This window comes from Microbulbifer salipaludis, from assembly GCF_017303155.1.
In the GTDB taxonomy this organism is placed as follows: Bacteria; Pseudomonadota; Gammaproteobacteria; order Pseudomonadales; family Cellvibrionaceae; genus Microbulbifer; species Microbulbifer salipaludis.
Genome location: NZ_JAEKJR010000002.1, coordinates 1,594,317 through 1,618,993 on the forward strand (window position 1 = coordinate 1,594,317; position 24,677 = coordinate 1,618,993).

Annotated in this window: 16 protein-coding genes; 7 read left to right on the forward strand and 9 right to left on the reverse strand. The window is 56.0% G+C overall.

Annotation, left to right across the window (positions count from 1 at the left end; genetic code table 11):
* Nucleotides 1–106: 106 nt before the first annotated feature.
* Nucleotides 107–1,036, reverse strand: coding sequence for an electron transfer flavoprotein subunit alpha/FixB family protein (locus tag JF535_RS12385; protein WP_207002522.1), 930 nt, complete (start codon nt 1,034–1,036; stop codon nt 107–109).
* The gene (locus JF535_RS12390; RefSeq protein WP_207002524.1) at nt 1,036–1,785 is read right to left on the reverse strand and encodes an electron transfer flavoprotein subunit beta/FixA family protein; all 750 of its coding nucleotides are present in this window, start codon (nt 1,783–1,785) and stop codon (nt 1,036–1,038) included. Before JF535_RS12390 ends, JF535_RS12385 begins: the two co-directional genes overlap by 1 nt.
* A gap of 221 nt (nt 1,786–2,006) precedes the next feature.
* Here JF535_RS12390 and JF535_RS12395 point away from each other — a divergent pair, with 221 nt between their 5' ends.
* Both JF535_RS12395 and JF535_RS12400 read left to right on the forward strand, forming a co-directional pair.
* Nucleotides 2,007–2,186, forward strand: a complete 180-nt coding sequence (locus JF535_RS12395; RefSeq protein WP_207002526.1) for a hypothetical protein — start codon at nt 2,007–2,009, stop codon at nt 2,184–2,186.
* A gap of 56 nt (nt 2,187–2,242) precedes the next feature.
* A complete protein-coding gene (locus tag JF535_RS12400; RefSeq protein ID WP_207003793.1) occupies nt 2,243–3,865 on the forward strand; it encodes an electron transfer flavoprotein-ubiquinone oxidoreductase in 1,623 nt (540 codons plus the stop codon).
* Nucleotides 3,866–4,031: 166 nt separating this feature from the next.
* Here the strand turns inward: JF535_RS12400 and JF535_RS12405 are convergent, their stop codons facing one another.
* The 4 genes from JF535_RS12405 to JF535_RS12420 all read right to left on the reverse strand — a co-directional run bounded on the left by JF535_RS12405 (nt 4,032) and on the right by JF535_RS12420 (nt 10,105).
* Nucleotides 4,032–6,755, reverse strand: a complete 2,724-nt coding sequence (locus JF535_RS12405) for a TonB-dependent receptor domain-containing protein (protein WP_207002529.1) — start codon at nt 6,753–6,755, stop codon at nt 4,032–4,034.
* 110 nt (nt 6,756–6,865) lie between these two features.
* Nucleotides 6,866–8,518: a serine/threonine protein kinase gene (locus JF535_RS12410; protein ID WP_207002532.1), complete on the reverse strand. Its 1,653-nt coding sequence runs from the start codon at nt 8,516–8,518 to the stop codon at nt 6,866–6,868.
* A gap of 341 nt (nt 8,519–8,859) precedes the next feature.
* Complete coding sequence (locus JF535_RS12415; protein ID WP_207002534.1) at nt 8,860–9,414, reverse strand: DUF1285 domain-containing protein; 555 nt, start codon at nt 9,412–9,414, stop codon at nt 8,860–8,862.
* The gene (locus JF535_RS12420; RefSeq protein ID WP_242523817.1) at nt 9,407–10,105 is read right to left on the reverse strand and encodes a TetR/AcrR family transcriptional regulator; all 699 of its coding nucleotides are present in this window, start codon (nt 10,103–10,105) and stop codon (nt 9,407–9,409) included. The genes JF535_RS12415 and JF535_RS12420 overlap by 8 nt, the downstream gene beginning before the upstream one ends.
* A gap of 723 nt (nt 10,106–10,828) precedes the next feature.
* Between JF535_RS12420 and JF535_RS12425 the strand changes: the two genes are divergently transcribed.
* Both JF535_RS12425 and JF535_RS12430 read left to right on the forward strand, forming a co-directional pair.
* Nucleotides 10,829–13,129, forward strand: a complete 2,301-nt coding sequence (locus JF535_RS12425) for a M9 family metallopeptidase (protein WP_207002545.1) — start codon at nt 10,829–10,831, stop codon at nt 13,127–13,129.
* Between the two features lie 156 nt (nt 13,130–13,285).
* Entirely contained in the window at nt 13,286–15,091 is a 1,806-nt protein-coding gene (locus JF535_RS12430; protein ID WP_207002556.1) for a collagenase, read from the forward strand.
* Between the two features lie 94 nt (nt 15,092–15,185).
* Here JF535_RS12430 and JF535_RS12435 read toward each other — a convergent pair whose 3' ends face one another.
* Nucleotides 15,186–18,140, reverse strand: a complete 2,955-nt coding sequence (locus tag JF535_RS12435) for a TonB-dependent receptor (RefSeq protein ID WP_207002559.1) — start codon at nt 18,138–18,140, stop codon at nt 15,186–15,188.
* Between the two features lie 142 nt (nt 18,141–18,282).
* On the opposite strand from JF535_RS12435, the gene JF535_RS12440 reads away from it, so the two are divergent.
* Together JF535_RS12440 and JF535_RS12445 are read left to right on the forward strand one after the other, a co-directional pair.
* Nucleotides 18,283–19,713: an MFS transporter gene (locus tag JF535_RS12440; RefSeq protein WP_207002561.1), complete on the forward strand. Its 1,431-nt coding sequence runs from the start codon at nt 18,283–18,285 to the stop codon at nt 19,711–19,713.
* A gap of 27 nt (nt 19,714–19,740) precedes the next feature.
* Entirely contained in the window at nt 19,741–20,838 is a 1,098-nt protein-coding gene (locus JF535_RS12445; RefSeq protein ID WP_207002563.1) for a M24 family metallopeptidase, read from the forward strand.
* Here JF535_RS12445 and JF535_RS12450 read toward each other — a convergent pair.
* Nucleotides 20,822–22,087, reverse strand: a complete 1,266-nt coding sequence (locus JF535_RS12450) for an NAD(P)/FAD-dependent oxidoreductase (RefSeq protein WP_207002565.1) — start codon at nt 22,085–22,087, stop codon at nt 20,822–20,824. The genes JF535_RS12445 and JF535_RS12450 overlap by 17 nt on opposite strands.
* A 102-nt stretch (nt 22,088–22,189) precedes the next feature.
* Nucleotides 22,190–23,572 (reverse strand): Xaa-Pro dipeptidase, encoded by a 1,383-nt coding sequence (gene pepQ, locus JF535_RS12455; protein ID WP_207002567.1) that lies wholly within the window; start codon nt 23,570–23,572, stop codon nt 22,190–22,192.
* A 204-nt stretch (nt 23,573–23,776) separates the two neighbouring features.
* On the opposite strand from pepQ, the gene JF535_RS12460 reads away from it, so the two are divergent.
* A complete protein-coding gene (locus tag JF535_RS12460) occupies nt 23,777–24,676 on the forward strand; it encodes a dihydrodipicolinate synthase family protein (protein WP_066964294.1) in 900 nt (299 codons plus the stop codon).
* The last annotated feature ends 1 nt before the right edge of the window (nt 24,677 follow it).

A 24,677-nucleotide genomic window follows, 5' to 3' on the forward strand; every position in this document is an offset into this window, starting at 1 on the left:
TTTGACCGGCCGGACAGTGAAATCGAGCGCCTACCTCCGCACCCAAAGCACAAAAAAGGCGGCTTGCGCCGCCTGTTTTGTGTTCCCGCAGTTTACTACCTGCAAGTTACAGCTTTGCGTCCAGCTCCGGAACGGCATCAAACAGATCGGCCACCAGGCCGTAATCCGCCACCGAGAAGATCGGTGCTTCCTCATCCTTGTTGATGGCCACGATGACCTTGGAGTCCTTCATGCCCGCCAGGTGCTGGATTGCACCGGAGATGCCAACAGCAATATACAGATCGGGGGCCACGATCTTGCCAGTCTGACCAACCTGCATGTCATTGGGAACAAAGCCAGCATCCACCGCAGCGCGGGATGCACCAACCGCAGCCCCCAGCTTGTCCGCGACCTTGTTCAGCATCTCGAAGTTTTCGCCATTTTGCATGCCGCGACCACCAGAAATGACCACGCGCGCTGCGGTCAGCTCCGGGCGGTCAGACTCTGCCAGCTCCTCGCCCACAAACTTGGACAGTGCCGCATCGTCCACAATGTCGACAGCCTCAACAGCGGCGCTGCCACCTTCGGCCGCTACCGGATCGAACGCAGTGGTACGCACAGACGCCACCTTGATGGCATCCGAGCTCTGAACCGTGGCGATCACGTTGCCGGCATAGATTGGGCGCTTGAAGGTATCTGCGCTTTCGACCGTGATAATGTCGGAAATCGGCTGCACGTCCAGTAACGCCGCGGCACGCGGCAGCATGTTTTTACCGGTGGTGGTCGCCGGCGCCAGAATATGGCTATAGCTTTTGCCGAGGTCAGCAACCAGTTTGGCCACATTCTCTGCCAGCTGGTGCTCGTAAGCGGCATTATCAGCCAGCAGTACCTTGTTGACACCCTCCGCCTTGGCTGCGGCTTCTGCAGCTGCGGCACAGCCACTGCCAGCGACCAGCACATCAATGTCGCCGCCGATGGCCTTGGCCGCGGCGATGGTATTCAGGGTTGCGCCTTTCAGCTCGGCGTTATCGTGCTCTGCAATTACAAGAATACTCATCAGATTACTTTCGCCTCGTTTTTCAGTTTTTCGACCAGTTCCGCAACGTCAGACACCTTGATACCCGCCTGGCGCTCGGCTGGCGGCTCTACTTTCAGGGTCTTGGTGCGCGGTGCGATGTCGACACCCAGCTCTTCCGGGGTGGTGGTATCCAGCGGCTTTTTCTTGGCCTTCATGATGTTGGGCAGGGAGGCGTAACGCGGCTCGTTCAGGCGCAGGTCGGTGGTGACTACGGCCGGCAGCTGAAGCTCGACGGTCTGCAGGCCGCCGTCAATCTCGCGGGTAACCTTTACGGCACCGTCTTCAACGGCAACTTCGGAAGCGAAGGTACCCTGCCCCATGCCAGTCAGTGCGGCCAGCATCTGCCCGGTCTGGTTGTTATCACCGTCGATGGACTGTTTGCCGAGGATGACCATTTGTGGCTCTTCCTTCTCGACGATCGCCTTCAGGCACTTGGCGACCGCCAGCGGCTGGAGTTCTGCATCCGTCTGAACCTGGATGCCGCGGTCGGCACCCAGCGCCAGCGCGGTACGGATCTGTTCCTGGCACTGTTTCGGGCCCATGGATACAGCGATGATTTCACTGACCACACCCTTTTCTTTCAGGCGCACCGCTTCTTCTACAGCGATTTCACAGAAGGGGTTGATGGACATTTTGACGTTGGCAGTGTCCACGTCTGAACCGTCCGCTTTTGGGCGAACTTTCACGTTGTAGTCAACAACGCGCTTCACAGCTACAAGAACTTTCATGAAAATCCCGTCTCAGTAGTCTATTTGTAAGTCGCTGCCCTATCGCCAGAGTGGCTCTGGGGCGCCATGGGTAACTCGGGCAGCCTCCCAGCCGAGTACTGTGGCGGCTCTGCCAACCCCGCGCCTGGCGGGCGTTTGTCAGCAGCGGTATACCGGCCACAAGTTCAAACAGTTGTTTGAGCGGCGTGTATGTTGGCCCTTTCACTAAGCAAAATCAATAGTTGAATAGCAAGCGTAGCAGCCATTCACAGGATCAATTTCAGGCCATAAGCGCGCCCTATTCCGCCGGCAAAAAACCGGCGATTTACGCCGCTTTTGCCAGCGGAAATGAAAACTTCCGCAATTGGTTCGGTCACGCAATGCCCGATATAATCGAGAAATCAAAAAATTACCTGCCATAATTCGGCCGGTGAATAATCAAACACACTTTGAGGAGAGACCTGTGGAACGCGAGTCAATGGAGTACGACGTAGTCATCGTCGGCGCGGGCCCTGCCGGACTTAGCGCGGCGATCAAACTGCGCCAGATCAATGAAGACATTAGTGTATGTGTCGTCGAAAAAGGCTCCGAAGTCGGCGCACATATTCTCTCCGGCGCGGTGTTCGAACCCACCGCACTGAACGAGCTGTTCCCGGACTGGAAGGAACGTGGTGCGCCGCTGCAGACCCCGGTTGAAGGCGATGACATCTACGTCATGCGCGGCCCGGAAAGTGCCCTCAAGGTCCCCAATATGCTGGTCCCCAGTACCATGCATAATGAAGGCAACTACATCATCAGCCTCGGCAATCTGTGCCGCTGGCTGGCCGAGCAGGCCGAAGCCCTGGGTGTCGAGATTTTCCCAGGGTTCGCCGCGGCAGAAGTGCTGTACAACGAAGACGGCTCCGTCAAAGGTATCGCCACCGGTGATATGGGCGTCGGCATGAACGGCGAACACAAAGACAGCTACATGCAGGGCATGGAGCTGCACGCCAAGTACACCCTGTTTGCTGAAGGCTGCCGTGGCCACCTGGGCAAGCAGCTGATTGCCAAGTTCTCCCTCGATGCCGACCGCGACCCACAGCACTACGGTATCGGCATCAAGGAAATATGGAAGGTCGACAGCGCCAAGCACAAGCAGGGCCTGGTGGTACACACCGCAGGGTGGCCACTGGACGAATCCGGCTCGTTCGGCGGCGGCTTCCTGTATCACCTGGAAGACGACCAGGTCGTGGTCGGCCTGATCACCGACCTGTCTTACAGCAACCCCCACGTGAGCCCGTTCGATGAGTTCCAGCGCTACAAGCACCACCCGGTGATCAAGCAATACCTCGAAGGCGGACAACGTGTGGCCTATGGCGCGCGCGCAATTACCAAGGGTGGCCTACAGTCCCAGCCGAAGATGACCTTCCCCGGCGGCCTGCTGATCGGCGACGACGCCGGCACCCTGAACTTTGCCAAGATCAAGGGTAACCACACCGCGATGAAGTCGGGCATGGTGGCGGCGGAGTCTGTGGCGGAAGCCCTCTCCGGTGAACGCGCCAGTGACGAGCTGACGGATTACAGCGAACGCTACAAGAACAGCTGGGCCTGGAAAGAGCTGCACACGCAGCGCAACTTTGGACCGGCGCAACACAAGTGGGGCAACATCCTTGGCTCCGCCTACGCGTTTATCGATATCAACCTGTTCAAGGGCAAGCTGCCCTGGACCCTGAGCGACAGCAAGGCGGATCACGCGCAGCTGAAGCCCGCGGCGGACTGCAAGAAGATCAACTATCCGAAACCAGACGGTGTGCTGAGCTTCGATAAGCTTTCCTCGGTGTTCATCTCCAACACCAATCACGAGGAAGATCAGCCCTGTCACCTGACCCTGAAAGACAGTGACATTCCGCTGAACCACAACCTGCCGATTTACGACGAACCCGCGCAGCGCTACTGCCCTGCCGGGGTCTATGAGGTAGTTGGCGAAGGCGACAGTAAACGCTTCCAGATCAACGCACAGAACTGTGTGCACTGTAAGACCTGCGATATCAAGGATCCCACCCAGAATATCGTCTGGGTCACGCCGGAAGGTGGCGGCGGCCCCAATTACCCGAACATGTAATCGGGAACAGTCAGTTTTCAAGGGCACCTGCGGTGCCCTTTTTAGTTTCCCAAACACCAGAACGAAAAAAACCGGACACTGATTCCAGTGCCCGGCTGATCACGTAATGCCCTGCTGGTTCGGTCGCTCTGCTACCTCGAGGGTGCTTACGTTGTATGACAACAGATTAGAACGTGTATTGGGCACTCAGCGCAAAGGACTGACCGGGCTTTTCCTCAAACACGATCACATTCGCGCGCTCGATTTCAATCGCCTCATCCAACAGGTTCTGCATCTTCGCCTTGATGGTAATCTCCTCGGTCGGATACCAGGCGTAGGTCAGATCCAGAGAATGGAACGGAAGCTCGTAAGCATCCGGCGCGCCGTTGCGGCCAGCCAGGTACAGCCGATCGCCGAAAACGTTGTAGCCGAGCGTTGCAGAATGCGCACCATCCGGTGAGTCAAACCCAACCAGCATGTTCACGACATAATCAGAAGCGCCAGACATATTCCGTACCGGGTTGGTTGGCGCGTCTGCTTCAGTGCCTGCGACCAGCTCGGTTTCCTGAACGGTCAGATTGCCCTGTACAAAAAAGCTATCCATGAATTCACCCAAGAAACCCAGCGCCTTCAGTGCTTCGAGTTCAACACCGGTTATCTCACCAGACTCCGCATTGATGATTTCGCGGGCTGTATTGGTATCACTGGAGGCCAATTCAAAAAACTCGATCGGATCCATGATGTCCTTGTAGTACGCCGTTAGCGTCAAGCTGTCGCCATTGTCGAAGTACCACTCACCGCGAACATCGAAGTTGGTGATTTCAGATGGGCGTGCGTTGGGGTTACCCTTGATCTGTTCATCCGTAATCGGATCGATATAGATTGCGTCAGTAATCTCACGCAAATCCGGGCGTACAGCGGTTTTACTCGCGCCTAAACGCAGCTGGAACGTTTCCGCCCACAAAGACCCCATATAGGTCAGAGACAGAGACGGATAAACCGCGTCATCCGTATAGGTCGCGTCCAGTAGTTCGTCGGCATCACTGGTAATCTGCGGATCATCCAGAGTATATCCGTAGGGGTTCCAATCCAGAGCCACCTGGTTGTACTCCTCCCAACGAGCACCGGCAGACACACGCCAAGTCTCATTCAGGGTCCAGTCCACCTTACCGAAAGCCGCATCCGTCAGCGTTGCTGCAATATAGCTCTGGTTGTTTGCGCCAGCACGGTCAAATACATAGTCGTTGTCCGGGTTGGTGACTTGGCTATCGCCGAAAACGTCGCCCAGACTTCCCTCCAGGCTGCCAGCGTCGTCCGCAGACAGCACGCCAAGGCGGAATTCTGTCTGCTTGTAGGTGCGCGCCTTCTCGGTGCGTGCGAAGCCACCACTCAACTCGAGCGTCGACCGGCTGAATACCAGAGGCAGCGTGGTGCCCCAACCGTAATTGAGCACCTGATCTTCAAGCGCGGTAAAACGGAACCCGGAGCTGTTAACGCCCGTGCTGACACTGGACGCAACGGTTTCTCCCTGCGCGTTGGTCACTGTATCCGCGTTAACTGTCACCTCATTCGGAATATCAGTCTGCGCAGTAGCATCCGAGTAGAACCAGTCAATAGTCAGCGCTTCAGGTGCCCAATTGAGCAGGCCACCCGGAATCAGTGCTTTGGTGGCGGGACCAACAGAATGGCGGCCCTTGGCCTGGTGCACCAGCAGATCGCGCTCTTCGTATTTAATCGTGTATTCACGGAAGCCGCGGCCATCGGATACCTGACGGTTCTCGTTGAAGAAATCCCGTATAGCGGTGTCGTCGTCCGTATTACGCAGGTACAGGTTGGTGAACGAGACCTCCTGCTCATCCGCAAACCGGATTCCCACATTGACGTTACCGCTCAAATCAACGGAGTAAGTAGAGGTGCTTTCTACGTCAACAACCTCTTCTGGCAAACCGTAGGAGCGCTTGGTGGTCTCTTCTTCACGCCAGCGATTCTTGTAAGAAGCACCCGCCAGAAAACCAATTTCCCAATCATCCCGCATGTAGAAGCGGTTACCGACACTAGCTTTCGCATCCAGGTCAGGGGTACTGGATTCTTCCTCGATGGCAATGTCACGATTGAGATTTAATGCCAGCTCGCGATTCAGCCGTTGTGCAGCGGCAATTGCTTCGGCCGCAGACCCGTATTCATTTCCCTCCAGCTCCAGCACGTTACGAATATCCTGTACGCCGAGACGGCCCTTGAAGCGCTGCAGCGCTTGCTGCAGTTCCGTGGGTAACGCACGCGTACCGTCGTCGGTGCCGAAGCTGTCGTCGCCACCGCCGTCATAAGACAGAACCTCACCTTCGGTTTCCGAGTTCATGCCGCTGCCAATTTCGATGGAATAGGTCAGCGCGTCAGGGATACCCTTGGTGCGAATATTTACATTGCCGCCACCAAAGGTCGCAGCCTGGTCGGCGGAATAGGATTTCTGCACCGCGAGGGAGTCCACCACAGACGTCGGGAAAATGTCCAGCGGAATCACATTGCGCGTTAAATCCGGTGACGGCACGGTAGCACCATTCAATGTGGTGCTCGAATAGCGTTCGCCCAGGCCACGCACGTAAACAAATTTATCGCTGATCAGGGAAAGGCCAGACACACGCCGCAGTGCGGCAGCAACGGTGGAGTCCCCTACCCGGCCAATCATTTCGGAACCGAGGATGTCGGTGACCACTTCTTCTTCCAGGCGCTCGCTCACCAGCATTTCTGCTGCGTCCTTCAGGCGGCCCTGAACCAATACTTCCTCAAGCTGCTGAGCCTGTGGCCCAGCAATCGTATCCATTTCTACCTGTGCAATCGCGTTAGGAGCAATGACGGAGGCCGTGGCGATAGCCAGTACCAGCGGCGCTCTCTGAAACACTTCATTCTTTTTCATTCCCCAGGCCTCATATCGTTCCTGAACTCAAAATCAAGCAGGGCGCCGACTCCAGATTGTGAAGGCGGCGCCCCTCAGGTCAGGTGCTAAGCCCCTGACCAGCCAAGCACTTACTGCTGTTCGAACCAGAGTGGCTGCGCACGGCTGCCTTCATGCAGGCCATAGGTCCAGCCAACCGTCCAGTCGGTGTCACCGGCACTCAGGGCACCGAGGTAAGCGCGCTCGATCGGGGAAATGCCAACCGCAGCATCGTTCACCATCATGCTGGCGGTATCAATTGAGAACACAGCCGGAGTGCCTTCCAGCAGCTGCAGGCCGGTATCAGCGACAGCAGTCGGGTTCAAGGCAACGTCACCGGGAACATTAGCGAAAAGGTTGCCATTGGCAGTTGCCCAGGTTTCCAGATCATCTGCGCCGATCGGACCGCCCTTGGTCTTGTCGGCACAAGCGAAGATGTTGGAAGTAATGGCGGCTTCGGTACCGGCCTCCAGTGCTGCAGCAGTTTCTGCACTGTCAACGCGCAGGCAGTAGTTGCTGCCTTCCGCACCATTTTCATCGGCGGCGAAGGAACCAATAACCATGGAATTGGTGATCATCGGGAAGATGCCTTCACGGAAGCGCCAGCCAGCGCCGGGATCGTGGGTACCCTCGGACTGGGCAGAGATGATGCAGGTCAGGCCGTCAATGACCGGGCGGCTGTTCAGGCCAGCGGCGATGAGCGCCGTGTAATCGTTGGAATCTTTGTAGGAGCCAATACCGTCAGATTCGATACAGTGGTTGCCATCGGTTTCGCTCTGGATCACCAGGGCATTGGTGATGGAGCCACTCCAGCCTTCATCGATATCAATGGAGTCGTCACGGACGTACATAGCCAGGTAATTTTCGAAGCTGACCGCACCACCAAACATTTCAATGCCGTCGTCATACGTCGAGTAAACCTGCAGGTTCTTCACAATGGTACCGGCACCAACGGAGCTGAAGGTGATACCGTTCAACTCGTCACCGTTAGCGACTTCCGCGCCGGTGTGCTTAACACGCACGTATTCAAGATGGCCAGAGCTATCGTCGTTGTTGTCACCACCGTAGTTGGACTGATCTTTACCAGCGGCGCCTTCAGCCAGTACGTGACATTCTGAGGTTTTCATTTCAGCGTCGTAGGCACACTTGTTGGTGATGCCGAAGCCATTGATCACCATGCCGCCCCACTGCTGAACGTCTTCGGGGCCAACAGTGCCTTCTACGTCGGATAGAGAGGTAAAAGTAATTGGGTCCTGGGCCGTGCCTACCGCATTCAGCTGAGAACCACGGTTTACAACCATGAACTTGGTGCTGTTAGGGAACGCAACAGTTGCGCCAGCCTGCACGGTCAGCTTCGCACCGTCACCACCTTCGACGATGCCAGCGGCGGCCATAGTAATGTCGTCGTCGTAGTTGTTACCTACGAACAGGCTGCCTTCAAAAATGTGAGAGCCACCGTTATCCAGCTTGGAGATTACCAGGTCAACAGTCAGCGGGTTGCCGGAATCAACGAATGCAGCGTTGTAAGTACAGTTTCCTGTAGCGGAGTCGAACTCACCCTGCTTAACGGAACCCGCCTTTTCGTAGGAAGCACAAGGATTGTTGGTACTACCACCGTTGGTGCCGCCGTTATTTACAGAGTTGTCGTTATTTTCCGGAGCAATGTTGATACCACCGCTGTCACAACCAGCCAGTACCGCAGAGATCGCAGCTGCGAGCAGCAGCTTGTTGGATGCAAGTTTCATGAATCCCCCTAACAAGGATGAAGTAATGTATTTCGCAATTTAAAAATTCTTATGCGCCAAGGTGTTTCCGCGAGGGGGAGTCTAGGAAGGGACTATTTCGAATGTGTTACAAAATATTTTAAGGTGCGCGAATGGCAGGGAAATCAACCGGCGAGCTTGCTGTATGAAGAATATATTTCTGAATCGCTACAGGTTTATTGCAATGTGTCAGTGGTTTTTTGTGGCTACAGGTGTATGACATAAATGTTACCCCGCACGAAAGCAGGACAGATGACATCAATTTCTGAAGCTGAATCTGAGACAGGGATTTTAACGGACAAATAGGCGGCGCCAAACGGCGATCAATACTCGCCGAGTAAAAACTCTTCCCCATCACTCTTCAACCACATTTGGCACAGGCGTGCAGGTGGTTCTTGCGGGGATCGGGGATCCGCCCAATCGATCAGCTGGTAGTACACATCGCGAGACATGCGCGCGAGCAAACCGTCGCGCACTTCAATATACGGAATTGGTTGGGGAGGATCGCCGAAGGGTTTGAGTATCAGCGGGTGCGCCTGATTAAGCGCGACAATATCACCGGTATTGGTCGTAAACAGGATTTTGTCGTCGTCACGAGCGGCCTGGGTAATCAAAAACGGCACATCCTCGACACGGATGCGCCACTTCTCCACTGGGGTGACCAGGTAATAGTGGCGCCCTTCCCGCTTGAGGATACTGGCGAACAGATTCACCAGCGGCTGGCGCTTGATCTCTGTGCCCTCATGGATCCAGTGGCCATCGGCCTGAATGACCAAGTCCATGTCACCACAAAGGTCAGGATTCCACTGGGCCACCGGCGGGTGGCCACGGAATTGCTGCTGCAACTGTTCAAGCTGTTTGAAGAGTGGTTCAGCCAAAGCTGCTACCCGGTGTATTGGATGGTGCCGGCGCCTGTTCTTCTACAGGGGATGAGCCCGTTGCCCGGCGCCCGGACATATCGCCGATATGTACACCCACATCCATGATGAACTCCATCAATCCTTCGCGATCTTCAATGACATCGGCGAAAGACTTGGAGTGATATAGCTCAACAGCCCCCTGAACCAGGGCCCAGTAGGTGGAATAGTAATAGTAGGCTGGTACTTTCTTCAGTACCCCCTGCTCCATCCGTCGCTCAAACACGCGGTTCAGCGCCGACGCATTGGAGTTTCGCAGTGCGTGCAGCTCGGCAATCATCTCCGGCGCCAGGTTCAGGGCAATGATCTTCTCCTCAAGGCGCTGGAACAGCCGGTCCCGTGCCGGGTCAGCCATGCGCGACTCAAAATAGGCCCGCGCTGGCGCGGTAATATCGCCTTGTTCCGCGGTGGCCACCGCACTCTTGAGGCGCTCGGTGAGGGACTTTTCGTAATCCATCAGCAGGCGCATATAGATCTCGGTCTTGGAGATAAAATGCTTGTAGATGGTGCCTTTACCGATATCCACCCGTTCAGCGATCTGTTCCACGGTAACCTTTTCTTCACCGTGTTCCAGCAGTAGCTCCAGTGCCGCATCCAGAATACGCTGTTCTCTGGCGCGAAAACGCTGAACCTTCTCTTTTGCCTTATCCATACTTCCGACCTTAGCTGTCCGTGAATTTGTAGACTGAAATTGACCGTTCATTCATGAATGATAGGCAATTCCCCCGGAATGGAAAAGGAATTCCATAAATCAACAAGGCACCCTGCGCCTAAATAATATGCAGATTTGGCGGGTTTTCCCCTGCCTATGCTGGCTGGCGGGAGGAATATCGACTTTTGACGGGCATGCTTGCGCCCGTTATCCCTGCCGCGTCCGCTCCACTCCGCTCACTCCCTGTGCACCTCCTACTCGCTTGCACTACATCCGCGACGGGCTCCGGCACACACGGGGCTTAACACGCCAGTCATCGGCGAAACTGTGCGCTGCGCCATAAATCTTATTGGTCTCAATGATATGTTTTTGCGTGCCAAATAAAACTTATTCGGCAAGATAACGAGATGGGCCCAGGTGCTCAACACCATGCGTTGAGCAATAACAGACACGCCCAGACGCAGAAAATTCTGATAACAAAGGGAAAACATGAAAAATAATCACCCGAGATCATCGATACACCGTATCGCTACCGCATTTACGGTCGCACTATTCGCGACTGCCGCACAGGCAAATGCTTCACCCATGCCGGCCACCCCCGCCCTCAGCACGGCTGACAGGGCCCCGGTAATCGCGCCGGTTGAACCGAAATACAACCCACAAGACAACCCACAAGACAACACCCAGGAAAATACTCAGACTTCCCCCTTACTGGTCTCGCCCATGGCTATCGAGCCACTGGCCACCTGTGACACGGAAGGATATGCACAGAAAAGCGGCCAGGCCCTGGTTGATCATATATTGACCCTGGAGGGCAGTTGTATCAACGACCTCTACGAGGGCAACAGCACAAGTTTTGCAAGCTTTACCGCACAAAAAATGGTGACCGTAGCCAACGCAGCGCAGCAGATGGCGGCGAATTACCGCGCTGCGGATGGTGATAGCCGCATCAACAAGCTGTTCTACTTTCTGCGCACGGGCTATTACCTTGAATACAACTATCCAAACGACGTGAGCATTCCCGCCAGTACGCACGCTTCTGTGGTGAGCGCGCTGGACACCTTCGTCGCCAATCCGGATTTCTATGCAATATCCAGCAGTAACGGAAGTGCCACCGTGGATGCGATCGTGCTGATCGATAGTGCGGAAGAAAACGCGCGCTACCTGCCCGTGGTCAAGGAGTGGCTACAGCGATGGAATCAGCAGGCGGCAGCCATCTCGAGCATGCGTGCGTCCGTCAACGGGATTTTTACCGTGCTGTTTCGCGGTCACTATGCCAACAGCTTTATCGAGGCCACCAAAAATGATACTCAGCTGATGCAGCTACTGGGCAATTTTGCCCGCTCTGACTGGATGCTGGGTACCGAAGCGCTCTTCATGCAAGAAAATGCCGCCCGCGAGCTCACACGGTTCCTTCAGCACACCTCCAGCCCGAGCTACAACACCGTTGTTGCGGAAACACAACTGGTACTTGATCGCTATGACATGCAAAGCACCGGGCAAAGTGTGTGGATTGCGGCCGCGCAAAATGCGGACTACTACGGTGATTGTGCCGAGTTTGGAATCTGCGGATTCAAGGAAGACCTGCAACAACGAGTGCTCGCCAATCAGCATACGTGCAGCAGTACCGTGAAGATCCTCGCCCAGGATATGAACTCTGTGGAGTTTGCCGACTCCTGCAGCCAGCTTGCCAGCCAGGAAACCTACTTTCACCAGCTACTCAACACCAACTATAACCCCGTCGCGGACGACCTGAATGCGGATCTGGAGGTGGTGGTGTTCGATGACTGGAATGAATACAACACCTACGGGTCCCTGTTTTACGGTATTGATACCAATAATGGCGGTATGTATCTGGAGGGCAGCCCGGCCGTCGAGGGTAACCAGGCACGCTTTATCGCGCACGAGGCGGATTGGTTACGCCCGGACTTTGAAGTGTGGAACCTGACCCACGAATACGTGCACTATCTCGATGGCCGTTTCAATCTGTATGGCGGCTTCGGCGATGCCAGAACGAGCACCCACAAAACCGTGTGGTGGATCGAGGGGCTTGCCGAGTACGTCTCCAAGAAGAATGACAACAACACCGCAGTTGAAATCGCGCGCACAGGTGCGTTCAACCTCAGTGAGATATTCGGGAATACCTACAGCAGTGGACAAGATCGTGTCTATCGTTGGGGTTATCTGGCAGTGCGCTTCATGTTTGAAAAGCATCACGGCGACGTGGTACAGATTCTGGCTTACCTGCGTGCCGGCGACTACGACGCCTACCTGAATTACATCAACAGTATCGGCACCAGTTATGACAGCGAATGGCAATCCTGGCTACAAACCGTGGAAAGCAATACTGACGGTGGCGGTGACACCACCCCAGTCATTCTCAACAACCAGGAAATTAGCGGAATCGGAGTCGCTACCCAAGGAGATGACACTCTTTACTATATCGACGTTCCTGCGAATACCGACAGCCTCAGTTTTGCTATTGAGGGTGGTACCGGTGATGCAGATCTGTACGTACGCCACAACGAAGCGCCGACCGATAGCGCGTACGATTGCCGGCCCTACATCGGCGGGAACGTGGAGCTCTGTGATATCGCTAACCCGCAACCGGGTCGCTGGTATGTTCGCCTCAAGGCCTATCGCCCATTCTCCGGCGTAAGCCTGCTCGCCCGCTATACCGTAGCGAATACGCCAAGCTGCACAGGGGCACCCGTGGACTATGGAAACCTGGAGCTCAACGCAAGCACCTGTATCACGGTCGGCGGCACGATCAGCTATTTCTACACCTACATTCCAGCAGAGACCAGCACACTGACGGTCACACTGTTTGGTGAAGAGGGCAATGGGGACCTGTATGTCAATGACGCGACCTGGGCCACCGAGAGCGATTTTGATCAGCGTTCAACGAACGCCGGCAACAATGAAAGCATCACGGTCAGCACACCCGAAAGTGGCTGGTACTATATTTCCGTCGTCAACAGCGATGGATTTACCGGCGGCGGGATTCAGCTGACCACCAACTGATCCGGCCTGTCACTCCATCCCGGCCCACAGGGCCGGGATCCAGCGCCGGCTCCTGGGTTCGCTCACATGTGGCGGGTCGAGATTCCCATATCGTCCGGCTACACGCAGGGTCAAACTTTTGTTATTGTGTACACAATAACAAAAGGAGCATTGCGAATGCCAAACAACTACCGACCCAAAACCCGCGCACTCACACTCTCTATCGCCGCGGCGATTACCAGTCTTACACTCACCAGCGGGTGTATGCAGAAACCCGAAACCACATTACTTGCCCAGCTGAGCATCCCGGATACCGAACTCTGGGCGACCGGTGACCTGCATCAGCCACAGGTGTTCATGGACGCCCTGGACCAGCTCCTGATGCTGTCGGCCGATCAAACGACGGACGCCCGCGACCTGGATGCCCTGCTCTACTACCTGCGCGCCTACAGCTATTTTGGCCCCCTGCAAGGTATTGACGACTTGCACTGGTTTAAACTCGACACTGCCCTGACCCAGCTGCGACAGCACCGGCTGTTTGCGCAGCAAGGCGATGACGCCGCGCGCTTGCAAGAACACTTTGTAGTGACGCTCTACCGTTATTACAACCGAGCGCCGCTGTCGGCAAGGGTCACACCCCACCTCGACTCACTGTACGCCATCCTGAATCGCCACGGTGCCTCTGAGACCGTCATGGAATTGAGCCAGCAGGCGCAATACACGCTCTGGGAAAGCTACCGGGCCGTTGGCTTTCTTGCTTACGAGGCACGCCACAAGCCCCTGATAAAACAAGCGCTGTTTGCGAACAGGCCTTCGAGCGAGGTACTTGTTCGCAATGCCCAGGCCACACCAGCGGATGCCGATACCGGCGAATGGCGGTTACAACATGCGCTTTGGGCGCTGGGGAATCTTCATGTGCTTGAAGAGGATGACGAAGCACGCGCAGGACTGGACGAAACCGTTTGGGACCTCTTGTCAAAAGACCTTCCATTTCTCTCTCCAGAAGACCAACGAAAGCTTTACACCCGTCCTTACCTCGTTACCTCTTTCCGTGGTAAAAGCGCCTGTGAGGAAACCTTCCCGGGAAGATGTCACTTTCCCGCGGAGGAAATGGCACTGCCTGTAGAACACAGTTGCTCGCCTTCGCTGCTCATTCGCGCCAACAGCATGAGTGAGCCCGCCCTGCACAAAGCATGTAAAACCCTGCTCGCCCAAGAGGGAGACTTCCATCTCAAGCTACAGAGCGGGCAAGAGCCGGTCGCGCAGGATTATAACGATCAGCTGGAGGTGGTGGTCTTCGACAACTATAGCCAGTACAACGAATACGCAGCACTATTGTTTGACATCAACACCAATAATGGAGGTATGTTCCTCGAGGGTGACCCCGGAGAGCAAGGCAACCAGGCCCGCTTTATCGCTTTTGAGGCCTTCTGGAAAGATCCGGATTTCAGCATCTGGAACCTCGAGCACGAATACGTGCATTATCTCGATGGCCGCTTCAATAAGTGGGGAGGCTTCGGCCACTTCCCCAGCCATATGGTGTGGTGGTCTGAAGGTCTTGCCAATTACATCGCCCAGGGTGAGCGCTATGACAGCGCCGAGCGCGACCTCAACAAAACCCGCCCTTCAGAATACCCCACCCTGGAACAAATCTTCGCGACCACCTACGACGACGGTGGTGCGCGGGTGTACTCCTGGAGCTATCTGGCGATTCGCTTCCTGTATCAACAAGATCCTGACAGCCTCGCACAGCTGGCATCCCACTTGCGAAAGAATGACTTTGATGGGTATCGCAAGCAACTCGATCAGTTCGCCGAGCGGTGGCAAGAAGCTTTCTTTATCTGGCTGAGCGACATCGCATCATCGGTAGATAGCGCGCCGGTGGAACAAACAATCCCTCGCACGCTGTATCGCTACCTGTATCGGGACTACCTGCAACCAGCGGATCTGCCAGAAACAGCGCGCCACCGCCACTGGCACTGACGCTGCCGCCAGTGCGTCGAAGACGCTACCTCCCATAAAAAATCCCGGCTTGTGGCCGGGATTTTTTGTATTGCCTGAGCGATATGGGCAGGCTTTAGAAATCGTAGCGCGCCACGAGGCTAAAGTAGCGCGCCCGGCTGCGCATTTCCGTCAAACCATAATCCGGGTTCACCACCAGTCCATCGGTACCCTGAGTAGAACGGATCTCGTTCACGTCCAGGGCCGCATCATCATTCAATGCGTTATAAATGGTGCCTTTCAATACCAGGTCGCCCTCAAACAGCGGCATCCGATACGCCAGGGAAAGATCGAGCTGCTTCGTCCACGGCAGGTTGCCAACAGATCCCCGTGGTGTGGGATTACCCTGCTCATCGTAGAAGGAAACCTCACCATAGTACTGACTGATACAGTCGCTCCATGGGCTACCCTCGGCACAACTGTCTACACCAACCGGATGAATACTGAAGTAGTTTTGCGGGCGACCGGATACGATCGAGGTCACAAAGCCAAATGTCAGGTCATCAGTAAGGTCGTAGTAGCCGTTGAGCTTGAAAGCGTGGCGGTGGTCGTTGGGCAAATCGCCGTAGGAGTGATCCATCAGATCCGCATAGTCGTAGGAGGTCGTCCAACCGGGATCCGCCTGATTGTTATCGGTTCTTACCAGACCTTCGGTATTGCCGTAACTGTGCGACCAGGTGTACGAGGCATCGAGGAATAAGCGATCGGTATACTGACCGCGCAGTGATGTCTCCAGTGCGAGATAACGTCGCGACGCCCTGGGCAGGGCAAGCTCTTCGCTCGACAGGCGCGCGTCATCCACCTGACCATCACCGTCGAAATCGTAGCGAATGTTAACGTCTTCACCCGGGTTAAGCAGTACGTAATAGCTGCTCTGCCCCACGTTGTCCTCGATACCATTGGCTTCCAGGTAATTCTGCAATACTGGCCCGATATCCGTGTCTTCCACCGAGCGCTTCAAATCGCGGAATACACCGCGAACACCGAACACCATTCCGTCCAGCACCAGTGTTTCCATACCCAGGGTGAACTCGTCCGAATACATGCCCTCCAGATTACTGCTGGCAATCAATTCCGGCTCAACAATGCCCTGCTGGCGCACCCAGCTATGCAGTAATTCACCGCGGCTGGGGGATCCATCGTCGTTTAGCAGCACCCGGTCATTGGCATCCATGGCACCCGGTGCATAGTAGTCGAAGGTTTCCCGCGAGTAGGACCCCTGGGTGATATTCATATTCGCGGACACCGGCTGGTAGTAGCGACCGAAGGTCGCAAACAGCTTGCTGTTGCCGTCGCCATTGAAATCCCAGATGGCCTGAATACGGGGTGAGAGCCCACCGTTTTCAACAAACGCCTCGCCGCCAGTGACGGTATTCTCAAACTGCTCATACCGGGCACCCAGGTTGAGCGTAAAGTCATCGGTCACGGACCAGGAATCCTGCAGGTAGAGCGCCGTTGCACTGACCGTAGAATCGGTGCCGCGCACACGGATCCTGCGCTGTACCAGATTCGTGCCTTCCGGCTGCAGGGACGGGTCGTTTACTGACGCCAGGCGCTGCTGCCACCACCCGCGGGCATCCCCTTCACCATTCTGGTTTTCCTGGTAGAACACATCCACTTCACTGTAATCCACCCCAACCTTGATGGCATGGTCAAGCAGGTCATAGCTCACATCGAGGCGGACCTGATCCCGTACGTAATCCTCATCATAGATCGTTGAATCACTGTGATTACTGAAGCTCACACAGGTCGCACGGCAATCGTACACCGAGGGCAAGCTATTCAGCGCGGAGTTGTACACCGTTTCCTGGGTACGGCCCGCCGTAATGTCCAGCATCAGATCGTCAGTCAGGCGACCGTTATAGTGGGCACCAAAAACCTGCCCACCTTCACGACTTTTGGTTTTTCCGAGTCCACTGCCGACTGCGTTGCTGCTGGGATCATAGGCAAAGCTGTTGTACTGGCCGTTTTCTTCGTTATTGATCGCGGTAAAATCGACTGCGTGATTCTCGTTGATAAACCAGTCGAGCTTGACCAACCAGCGGTCTTCTTCGCGGGTGCGGTCATAAAAGCTTGAGCCGCTGGCCCAGGTATCATCTGTTTTTCTTGGGCTGTACAGTGCATAGAAGAACGCCTTGTCGGGCACAATGGGGCCGCTTGCCCAGACCTGAGCCTCCTGGAAATCCATGGCACTTTGACGGGTATTGATTGTGTACTCGCCCGCTGCATTGGTTACTGAATCGTGCTGACTACGGAGCGAGTCGGGATCCATTCGTAGCTGAGAGCCGAAATTGAATTCATTGCCGCCCGATTTTGATACGGCATTGATAATCCCCCCCAGTGCCCCGCCAAACTCCGGGTCAATTGCGCCGGTTTTGACCTGCGTCTGGCTGATGGCCTCCCACGGCAGGGCGATTGAACCCAGACCCGTCTTGATATTGGAGACATTCAATCCATTCAGGTAGTAGCCGTTCTCCGCAGAAGAAGCTCCACCGAAACTGGAGGCTCCATTAAAGTTACTGCCACCCGGCGTAACCACACCCGGCGCCAGTTGTGCCATCGCCTCAAATCCGGTGTTTACGGGGAGCAACTCCAGTTTATCCTGGGTAATTACCACTCCCGCGGTTGAGGATCCGGTATCTACCGGACGTTGCATGCTACCGGTGACTTCCACAACCTCCAGCACCTCTCCCGGTACCCCCAGTGTGGTGTCATACACCACGGCCTGGCCGACCTGCACGAGAACTTCAGGTGCCATAGCGCGGCTATACCCGTCTTTCTCAAAGCTCAACGCATATTCACCCACCGGAAGATTGCGCAGGTTATATTCGCCCTTCTCATTACTGGTGACCGTTCTGGTAAACCCCTTGTCGAGGTGCGTGACCGTAATCTCCGCACCGGCAAGTGCTTTGCCGGTTGCGCTCACAACCTGTCCTTTTAGTGTCCCGCCTGAAGTATCTGCAGCCAGAACGCTGGTGCTGGCCAGCGCTGCACTCACGGCGAGTGCCAGCAGCTTTTTCTTGATTTCCATGGTCTCTTAGCCCTTTTCCTAGTTGGCATTATTATTACGCGCCAAATATTATTGCACGCAATATCAACTTAAACATATTGTGTGTACAATAACAATATTGCCAAAGGGCGAGATTGATCAAAACAACAATAAGAGGAAAAAGATGGCGCACGTATCAACAGCACCCAGAGAAGGCGACGGCGTAGATTCCAACTGTCGGCCCAATAAGACGACGCCTCGGAGTCATTATTTTCCATCCGGGTTTTATGTCGCTAACGTGATGGAAATATTCGAGCGTCTGGCCTGGTATGGATTCTTCACGCTCTCTTCACTGTATATGACCAACAGTGTGAGCCAAGGTGGGCTCGGCTTGAGTGATGCCGAACGGGGCACCATTCAGGGAGTAATCCCTTTTCTGTTATACCTGCTTCCGGTATTCACCGGCGCACTGGGCGACCGGCACGGCTACAAGCGGATGTTCTTTATTGCCTTTGCGTTGATGACGCCAGGCTATTATCTGCTCGGCCAGGTGTCCGGCTTCTGGCCATTTTTTGCCACACTGCTACTGGTCGCAGTAGGCGCAGCGATTTTCAAACCGCTTGTGGTCGCCACGGTCAGTAGAACGACCAACGACCGCAACCGGGCGATGGGTTTCGGTATTTTCTACACAATGATCAACGTGGGCGGCTTTGTTGGTCCGATCGTGGCCGGGGTAGTCAAGGGAATCAGCTGGGACTGGGTTTTTACCATTGCGGCATGCTGGATTGCGGTGAACTTCCTGTTGCTGCTGTTCTACCGTGAGCCCACCGTAGCCACACCGACCGCGGCACCCACAGCGCACAAATCAGGCAATGCATCGGCCGGACCACAGGGCAGTGTTTTAGCTGATATTACGCGCGTGCTGAGAAACCGCCGCTTTGTTACCTACCTGTTGATCATGTCCAGCTTCTGGGCCTGCTACAACCAACTGTTTTTAACCCTGCCGCTTTATATCCGAGATTTCGTCGACACTGGGCCATTACTAGCCACGGTCGCGTCATTCAGCCCGGGAATCGCCAGTGCCATCAGCGAAGGCAGCCCGGGCCAGATCAGCCCAGAGTTCATCACCGCCTTTAACTTCTTCAGCATTCTGGTGTTACAGATTGCCATCAGCCACCTGAGCAGACAGTTTGTATCGCTACACATACTCATCGCGGGAACCTGCGTCATGGCAGCCAGCTTTTTATGGATTGGGTTCGGCCCCGTGTTCGGTGGCATTGGCATCGTGCTCGCCGTAGTGGCGTTTTCCATCGGAGAAATGCTCACCTCCCCGAAAAGCCAGGAGTATGTGGCCGAGTCCATGCCAGCGTCACAGGCGGCACTCTTTATGGGCTACTACTTCCTGTCGATGGCACTCGGCTTTCTGCTCGCCGGGCTGCTATCGGGGTGGGGCTATGGTTACCTGGCTAAAACCCTGGGGAGGCCCGACTGGATGTGGGCGGGTTTCGCCGCTTTGTCTATTGGTTGCGCCGTTGTCCTGAGCCTGTATCACAGAACCCTCTCCCGTTTTGATAAACGCGCAAGCACCGCCAACACCAAGAAAATCGCTTCTTAATTTGTCCTCGTTTCGGAAGAACACACCATGACTCGTTTGAACCAACTGCAAACGTCCTTTCCTGACTTCGGCATTGACGGCATCCTGATAACCAGTATGCCAAATATCCGCTACTTATCCGGATTCGCCAGTGATGAGCCCGGGGTTGCGAGCCTGCTGGTGACAGACACCGCTGCCTTTCTCATTACCGATTACCGGTTTGATGAGCAGGCGCAGGAGCAATGTGCCGCGAGCGGTACGGAAGTCGTGGTCAGGGATCGTGCCCACGAAACTCTCGGCCAAACCATTCGACGACTGACCAGTGATGCCGGCACAACACGGTTGGGCTTTGAGCAGGACCGGCTAAGCTACACCCAATGGCAATCGATTACTCAAGACCTCAATTCGGGCACAGAGGGTTTTCAGCCGCTCAGCGGTATCGTGGAGAGACTGCGTCGGAAGAAGGACCCGACCGAACTCCAGCACATGCGCAAGGCCGCGGCCCTTGCCGATGCCTCTCTCGATCAGCTGATTGGCTTACTTCGCCCCGGCATGTCTGAGCGGGAAGCCGCCGTTGAGCTTGAGTACGCCCTGATGAAGCGCGGTTCCGAAGGGTTTGCGTTTCCAACTATCTTCGCATCCGGCCCACGCAGTTCCCTACCCCACGGCATGCCCAGCAACCGGGTCCTGCAAGCGGGTGATATGGTCACCATTGATTTTGGCGCAGTGGTTGAAGGATATCGCTCCGACATGACCCGCACCCTTGTGATCGGCAAGGCGAGCGCCCAGCAAAGAGAAGTCTATGCACTGGTACAGGAAGCGCAGCGGTTGGGCGTGGAGTCCGTGGCCGCCGGCATCCCCTGCTCCGAGCCAGCGCAAATTGTGGCCCGCTTCCTGGGCCAGAGCCCGTATGCACGTTTCGCCGGCGATGGTCTGGGGCATGCCATCGGGCTGGAAACCCATGAGCGCCCCTACTTCACCGACACGGAGGCAACCCTGCTGGAAGCTGGCTTTGTGATGACCGTTGAGCCCGGAATTTATATTCCGGGCTGGGGGGGAGTACGGATCGAAGACGATATCCTGGTGCAGGCGCAGGGCAGCGAAAGCCTGACAACCTTCACCCGCGAGCTTATTGAAATCGCGTGATGGCGTATGGGGAAAGGTCAACTTCGGGGGCCTTTCCCTGCAGCTGATCCGCAAGCAATTCGGCAGTGATGGCCGCCTGTGTCAGCCCCAGGTGCTGGTGGCCAAAGGCAAACGCCACGCTCGGATTATCCGCCGCAACCCCGATTACCGGCAGTGAATCCGGCAGGGACGGCCGAAACCCCATCCAGCGGGTAGCCCCCTGCTGCGAGATACCCGGCAGCAGGGATTTCGCATGGTCAAACAGCACGTCGGCGCGTGCGTAGTTGGGCTTCGCCTCAAGTCCGCCGAGTTCCACTGTGCCCGCAAGGCGCAGCCCCTCTTCCATTGGCGTCATGACGAATGAACGTTCGAAAGACACCATCGGCCGGGTCAAGTCACACCCCGCCTCGGGCAGCATCAAGTGATAACCGCGTTCGGTATCCAGCGGAACGCGGTACCCCAGCTGGCCTGCCAGTGTCTTTGACCATGCCCCGGCAGCAATCACCAGCTGCTCCGCTGATAGGACCCGGCCACTGGAAAACCGGACATTTATCTTGGACCCTGCGGGTTGGAGGCCCACAACCTCCCCTCGCAGCATGCCACCACCAGACTGCACGAATCTCTCAGCCAGTGCAGTAACCAGGCGGTAGGGGTTGGCGGTATGTGCAGTGCGGGGAAAGAATAGCCCCCCGGCGACGTTCGGGCCCAGCGCGGGCTCGAGCGCGCGCAGCTCATCGCCCGATAGGGTTTCGATTTCAATGCCGTACCCCTTGAGGAGATCGACGGTGGACTGGTTTTTACGGACGGAATCCAATCGCTCGTAAATAGTCAGGGCGCCGCGATTGGTCATCAGATCACCCAGCCCCGTGCGCCCCAGCAGGCGCTGATAACTTTCAATGGAGCGACTATTGAGCGCCCGTAAATGTTGGCAGGATTTTTCTACATTCCGCGGCAGTGCCGCCACGCCAAATCGCATCAGCCAGGGCAATATCTTGAGTAGATAACCCCAGCGTAGCGACAAGGGACCGAGAGGATCCATGAGCACCCGGGGCACTGAAAGGATCGTTTTCATATTCGCCAGCGGCAGCACAACATCCGTTGCGAAATGCCCGGCATTGCCAAACGAACAGCCCTGACCTGGTGACTCACGATCAATCAGCGTGACGCGGCGCCCGCGGTGCTGCAATTGCTCGGCGACTGCGACACCGACAATCCCAGCTCCGATCACAACCACTTCATGTGCTCGTTCTTGTGCGGAGTCTGTTGACATACCTTATACCCGTTGGATTAATTTCTGCGGCGAATGCATCGGGGCCTGCAGTCGGCCCCATTGCTATTACCAGCTACCACCATCACCAATCACATCAATTACTCAGAGAATGGTGTCTGTGGGGTTTACCACCAGTCGACTCGCATCGGCAGCGTTTGCCGCGAGGGCAGCAAACGCGTCTCGCGACTGGTTTTCCACACGGTTTTGGTGGACCAAAATACAGTCTTCCACTCTCACGCCGCCATATTTTTTGAATGCATCAATTTTATCCCAATTGACTTTATAGCTGTGCTTACTTCGCGAAAGTTCGCGTAACAGCATATCCATAAAATAAATACCGGGTTCAATCGTCAGTGCCTGCCCCGCTTCTACCCTTCTCGCCAGACGCAAATAGGGAGCCCGGGGATCACGCAATTGTGGTCGCTCCCGCGGGGCCATCAGATACCCACCAACGTCATGCACCTGCAGCCCGATAAAATGGCCAAGTCCGCAGGGGAAGAACACTTGGGTAATGCCCTCGGACACCATATCTTTCGGCGACATCATGACGAAGTCGAAATCCTGCAGAATTCCCGCAATCAGCGCATGGGCGCGCCAGTGTAAATCCGAGAATTTTTGGCCAATGGTGACCTCGCTCACCAGGGTCTGCTGCGCCGCGTCCAGCGTCCCGAGCAGCTCAGCGTACTCACCGCGACGAAAAGCGTAGCTGCGCGTGATATCACTGGCATAGCCCAGGTAGTCCGCACCTGCGTCAATCACCAGCGAGTGTACATCTGCCGGTGACATACGAGTCCGGTCTGCGCCGTGGTAATGCAGTACCGAGCTGTGTTCATTAACGGCGACGATATTGGCATAAGGGAGTTCGGCCTCCAGCACACCTGCTCCCCTGAGGTAGGCATGATGGATATCAAGCTCCGTACCGCCCGCAAGAAAAGCCGTTTCTGCCTCGAGGTGGCCAGCCGCACTCCGTCGGTTGGCCCGGCGCAGGCACTCTGCTTCGTAGTCGGTCTTGAAGGCGCGGTGGTAGTGCAGTTCGTCAATCAGCCCCTGCGGATTTACCTGCGATTTTGGGAGCGACGGCAGGCAGCTGGACTCGTCACCAATGAGTGCGCAGCCACTGATATCGCCATCGAGTGCGCGCACGACGTCTTCAAACGAGGTGGCCAACTCAATGTCGAACGCCGCCGTCCAGTACCCTTCGGGATCCGCCGGGGGCTTGTGCCAATAATCTTCAGGCTGGAAATAGATCAGGCGAGGTTTCTCGCCAATACGGAAATCGATCGCACACTGGGGATGCTCCAGCAGCGGCACCCAGTGCTTGAAATGCGGGTTCACCTTGAAGGTGTAGTGATTGTCATCGAGAAACGGCAGCTTGAGCGCGCCGGAATAGACCACCAGCCGGCGGTAGCCATGGAACTCCATAGCGCGCGTGTGCCGCTGGATGATTTCCTCAATATGCTGTTCGTACAGGTTTGACAGTGCCATCAGTCGCTCTCCCATGTCATCGTTCTTGTGTACTGGTGTCACCGCCGTGCATCTCGCGCCCCACGGGGGCAAAAAACAAAATTACGGTTGACAGCCCGTGAAAACTTTATTTATTGTACACAATAACAACTAAACGCAAAGGGCTTTCTGCATAAATTGGAAATTGCTCCCCCCTTTGCCCCAAGACCATGATGAGGAAGTCACATGCAAATCAACTGGAGCGGCGTATTCCCCGCAGCAACCACGCAGTTCAACGCCGATGAAAGTCTGAACATCCCGGATACCCTCAAGCATCTGGATGTGATGCTTGATGCGGGAATCAATGGGCTCGTCATGTTGGGTACGGTGGGAGAAAACTGCTCACTGAGCCAGGAAGAGAAAATTGAAGTGCTTGCCGCAACGGTCAAGCACGTCAACGGCCGTGTACCGGTACTTACCGGCGTGTCTGAATACACCACCACCCAGGCCTGTAATTTTGCGCGCGCCGCCAAGGAAGCCGGTGTGGATGGCCTGATGGTGCTGCCGCCCATGTCCTACAAGGCGGATGCCGATGAGATCGTCACCCACATCCGCGGTGTCGCCGCAGCCACTGACCTGCCGGTGATGGTGTACAACAACCCGGCCTGCTACGGAGTGGATGTCTCTGCGGAAGCCGTTGCCGAGCTGGCGCAGGTGCCAAATATCGTTGCGGTAAAGGAAGCCTCCGACGACCCCCGCCGTCTGACCGACATCGCCAATCTCGTGAGTGATGATTTCGTACTCTTCTGCGGAGTTGACGACCTGGCCCTGGAAAGCATCGCCCTGGGCGCACATGGCTGGATCTCGGGCCTGGTCAATGCGTTCCCACAAGAGAACCGCCTGATGTGGGACCTCGCCACCAGCGGCAACTATGAAGAGGCCCGCAAGGTCTACCGCTGGTACACCCCCCTGCTCCACCTGGACACAAAGCCCAAGCTGGTCCAATACATCAAGCTCGCCGTGCAGGAGTGCGGGTTTGGCAGTGAACTGTGCCGCAATCCGCGCCTGTCACTGACCGGGGCTGAGCGAGAGTCCGTGCTCGACATCATTCGCACTGCGATTGCCAACCGCCCGACCATCCGGTAAT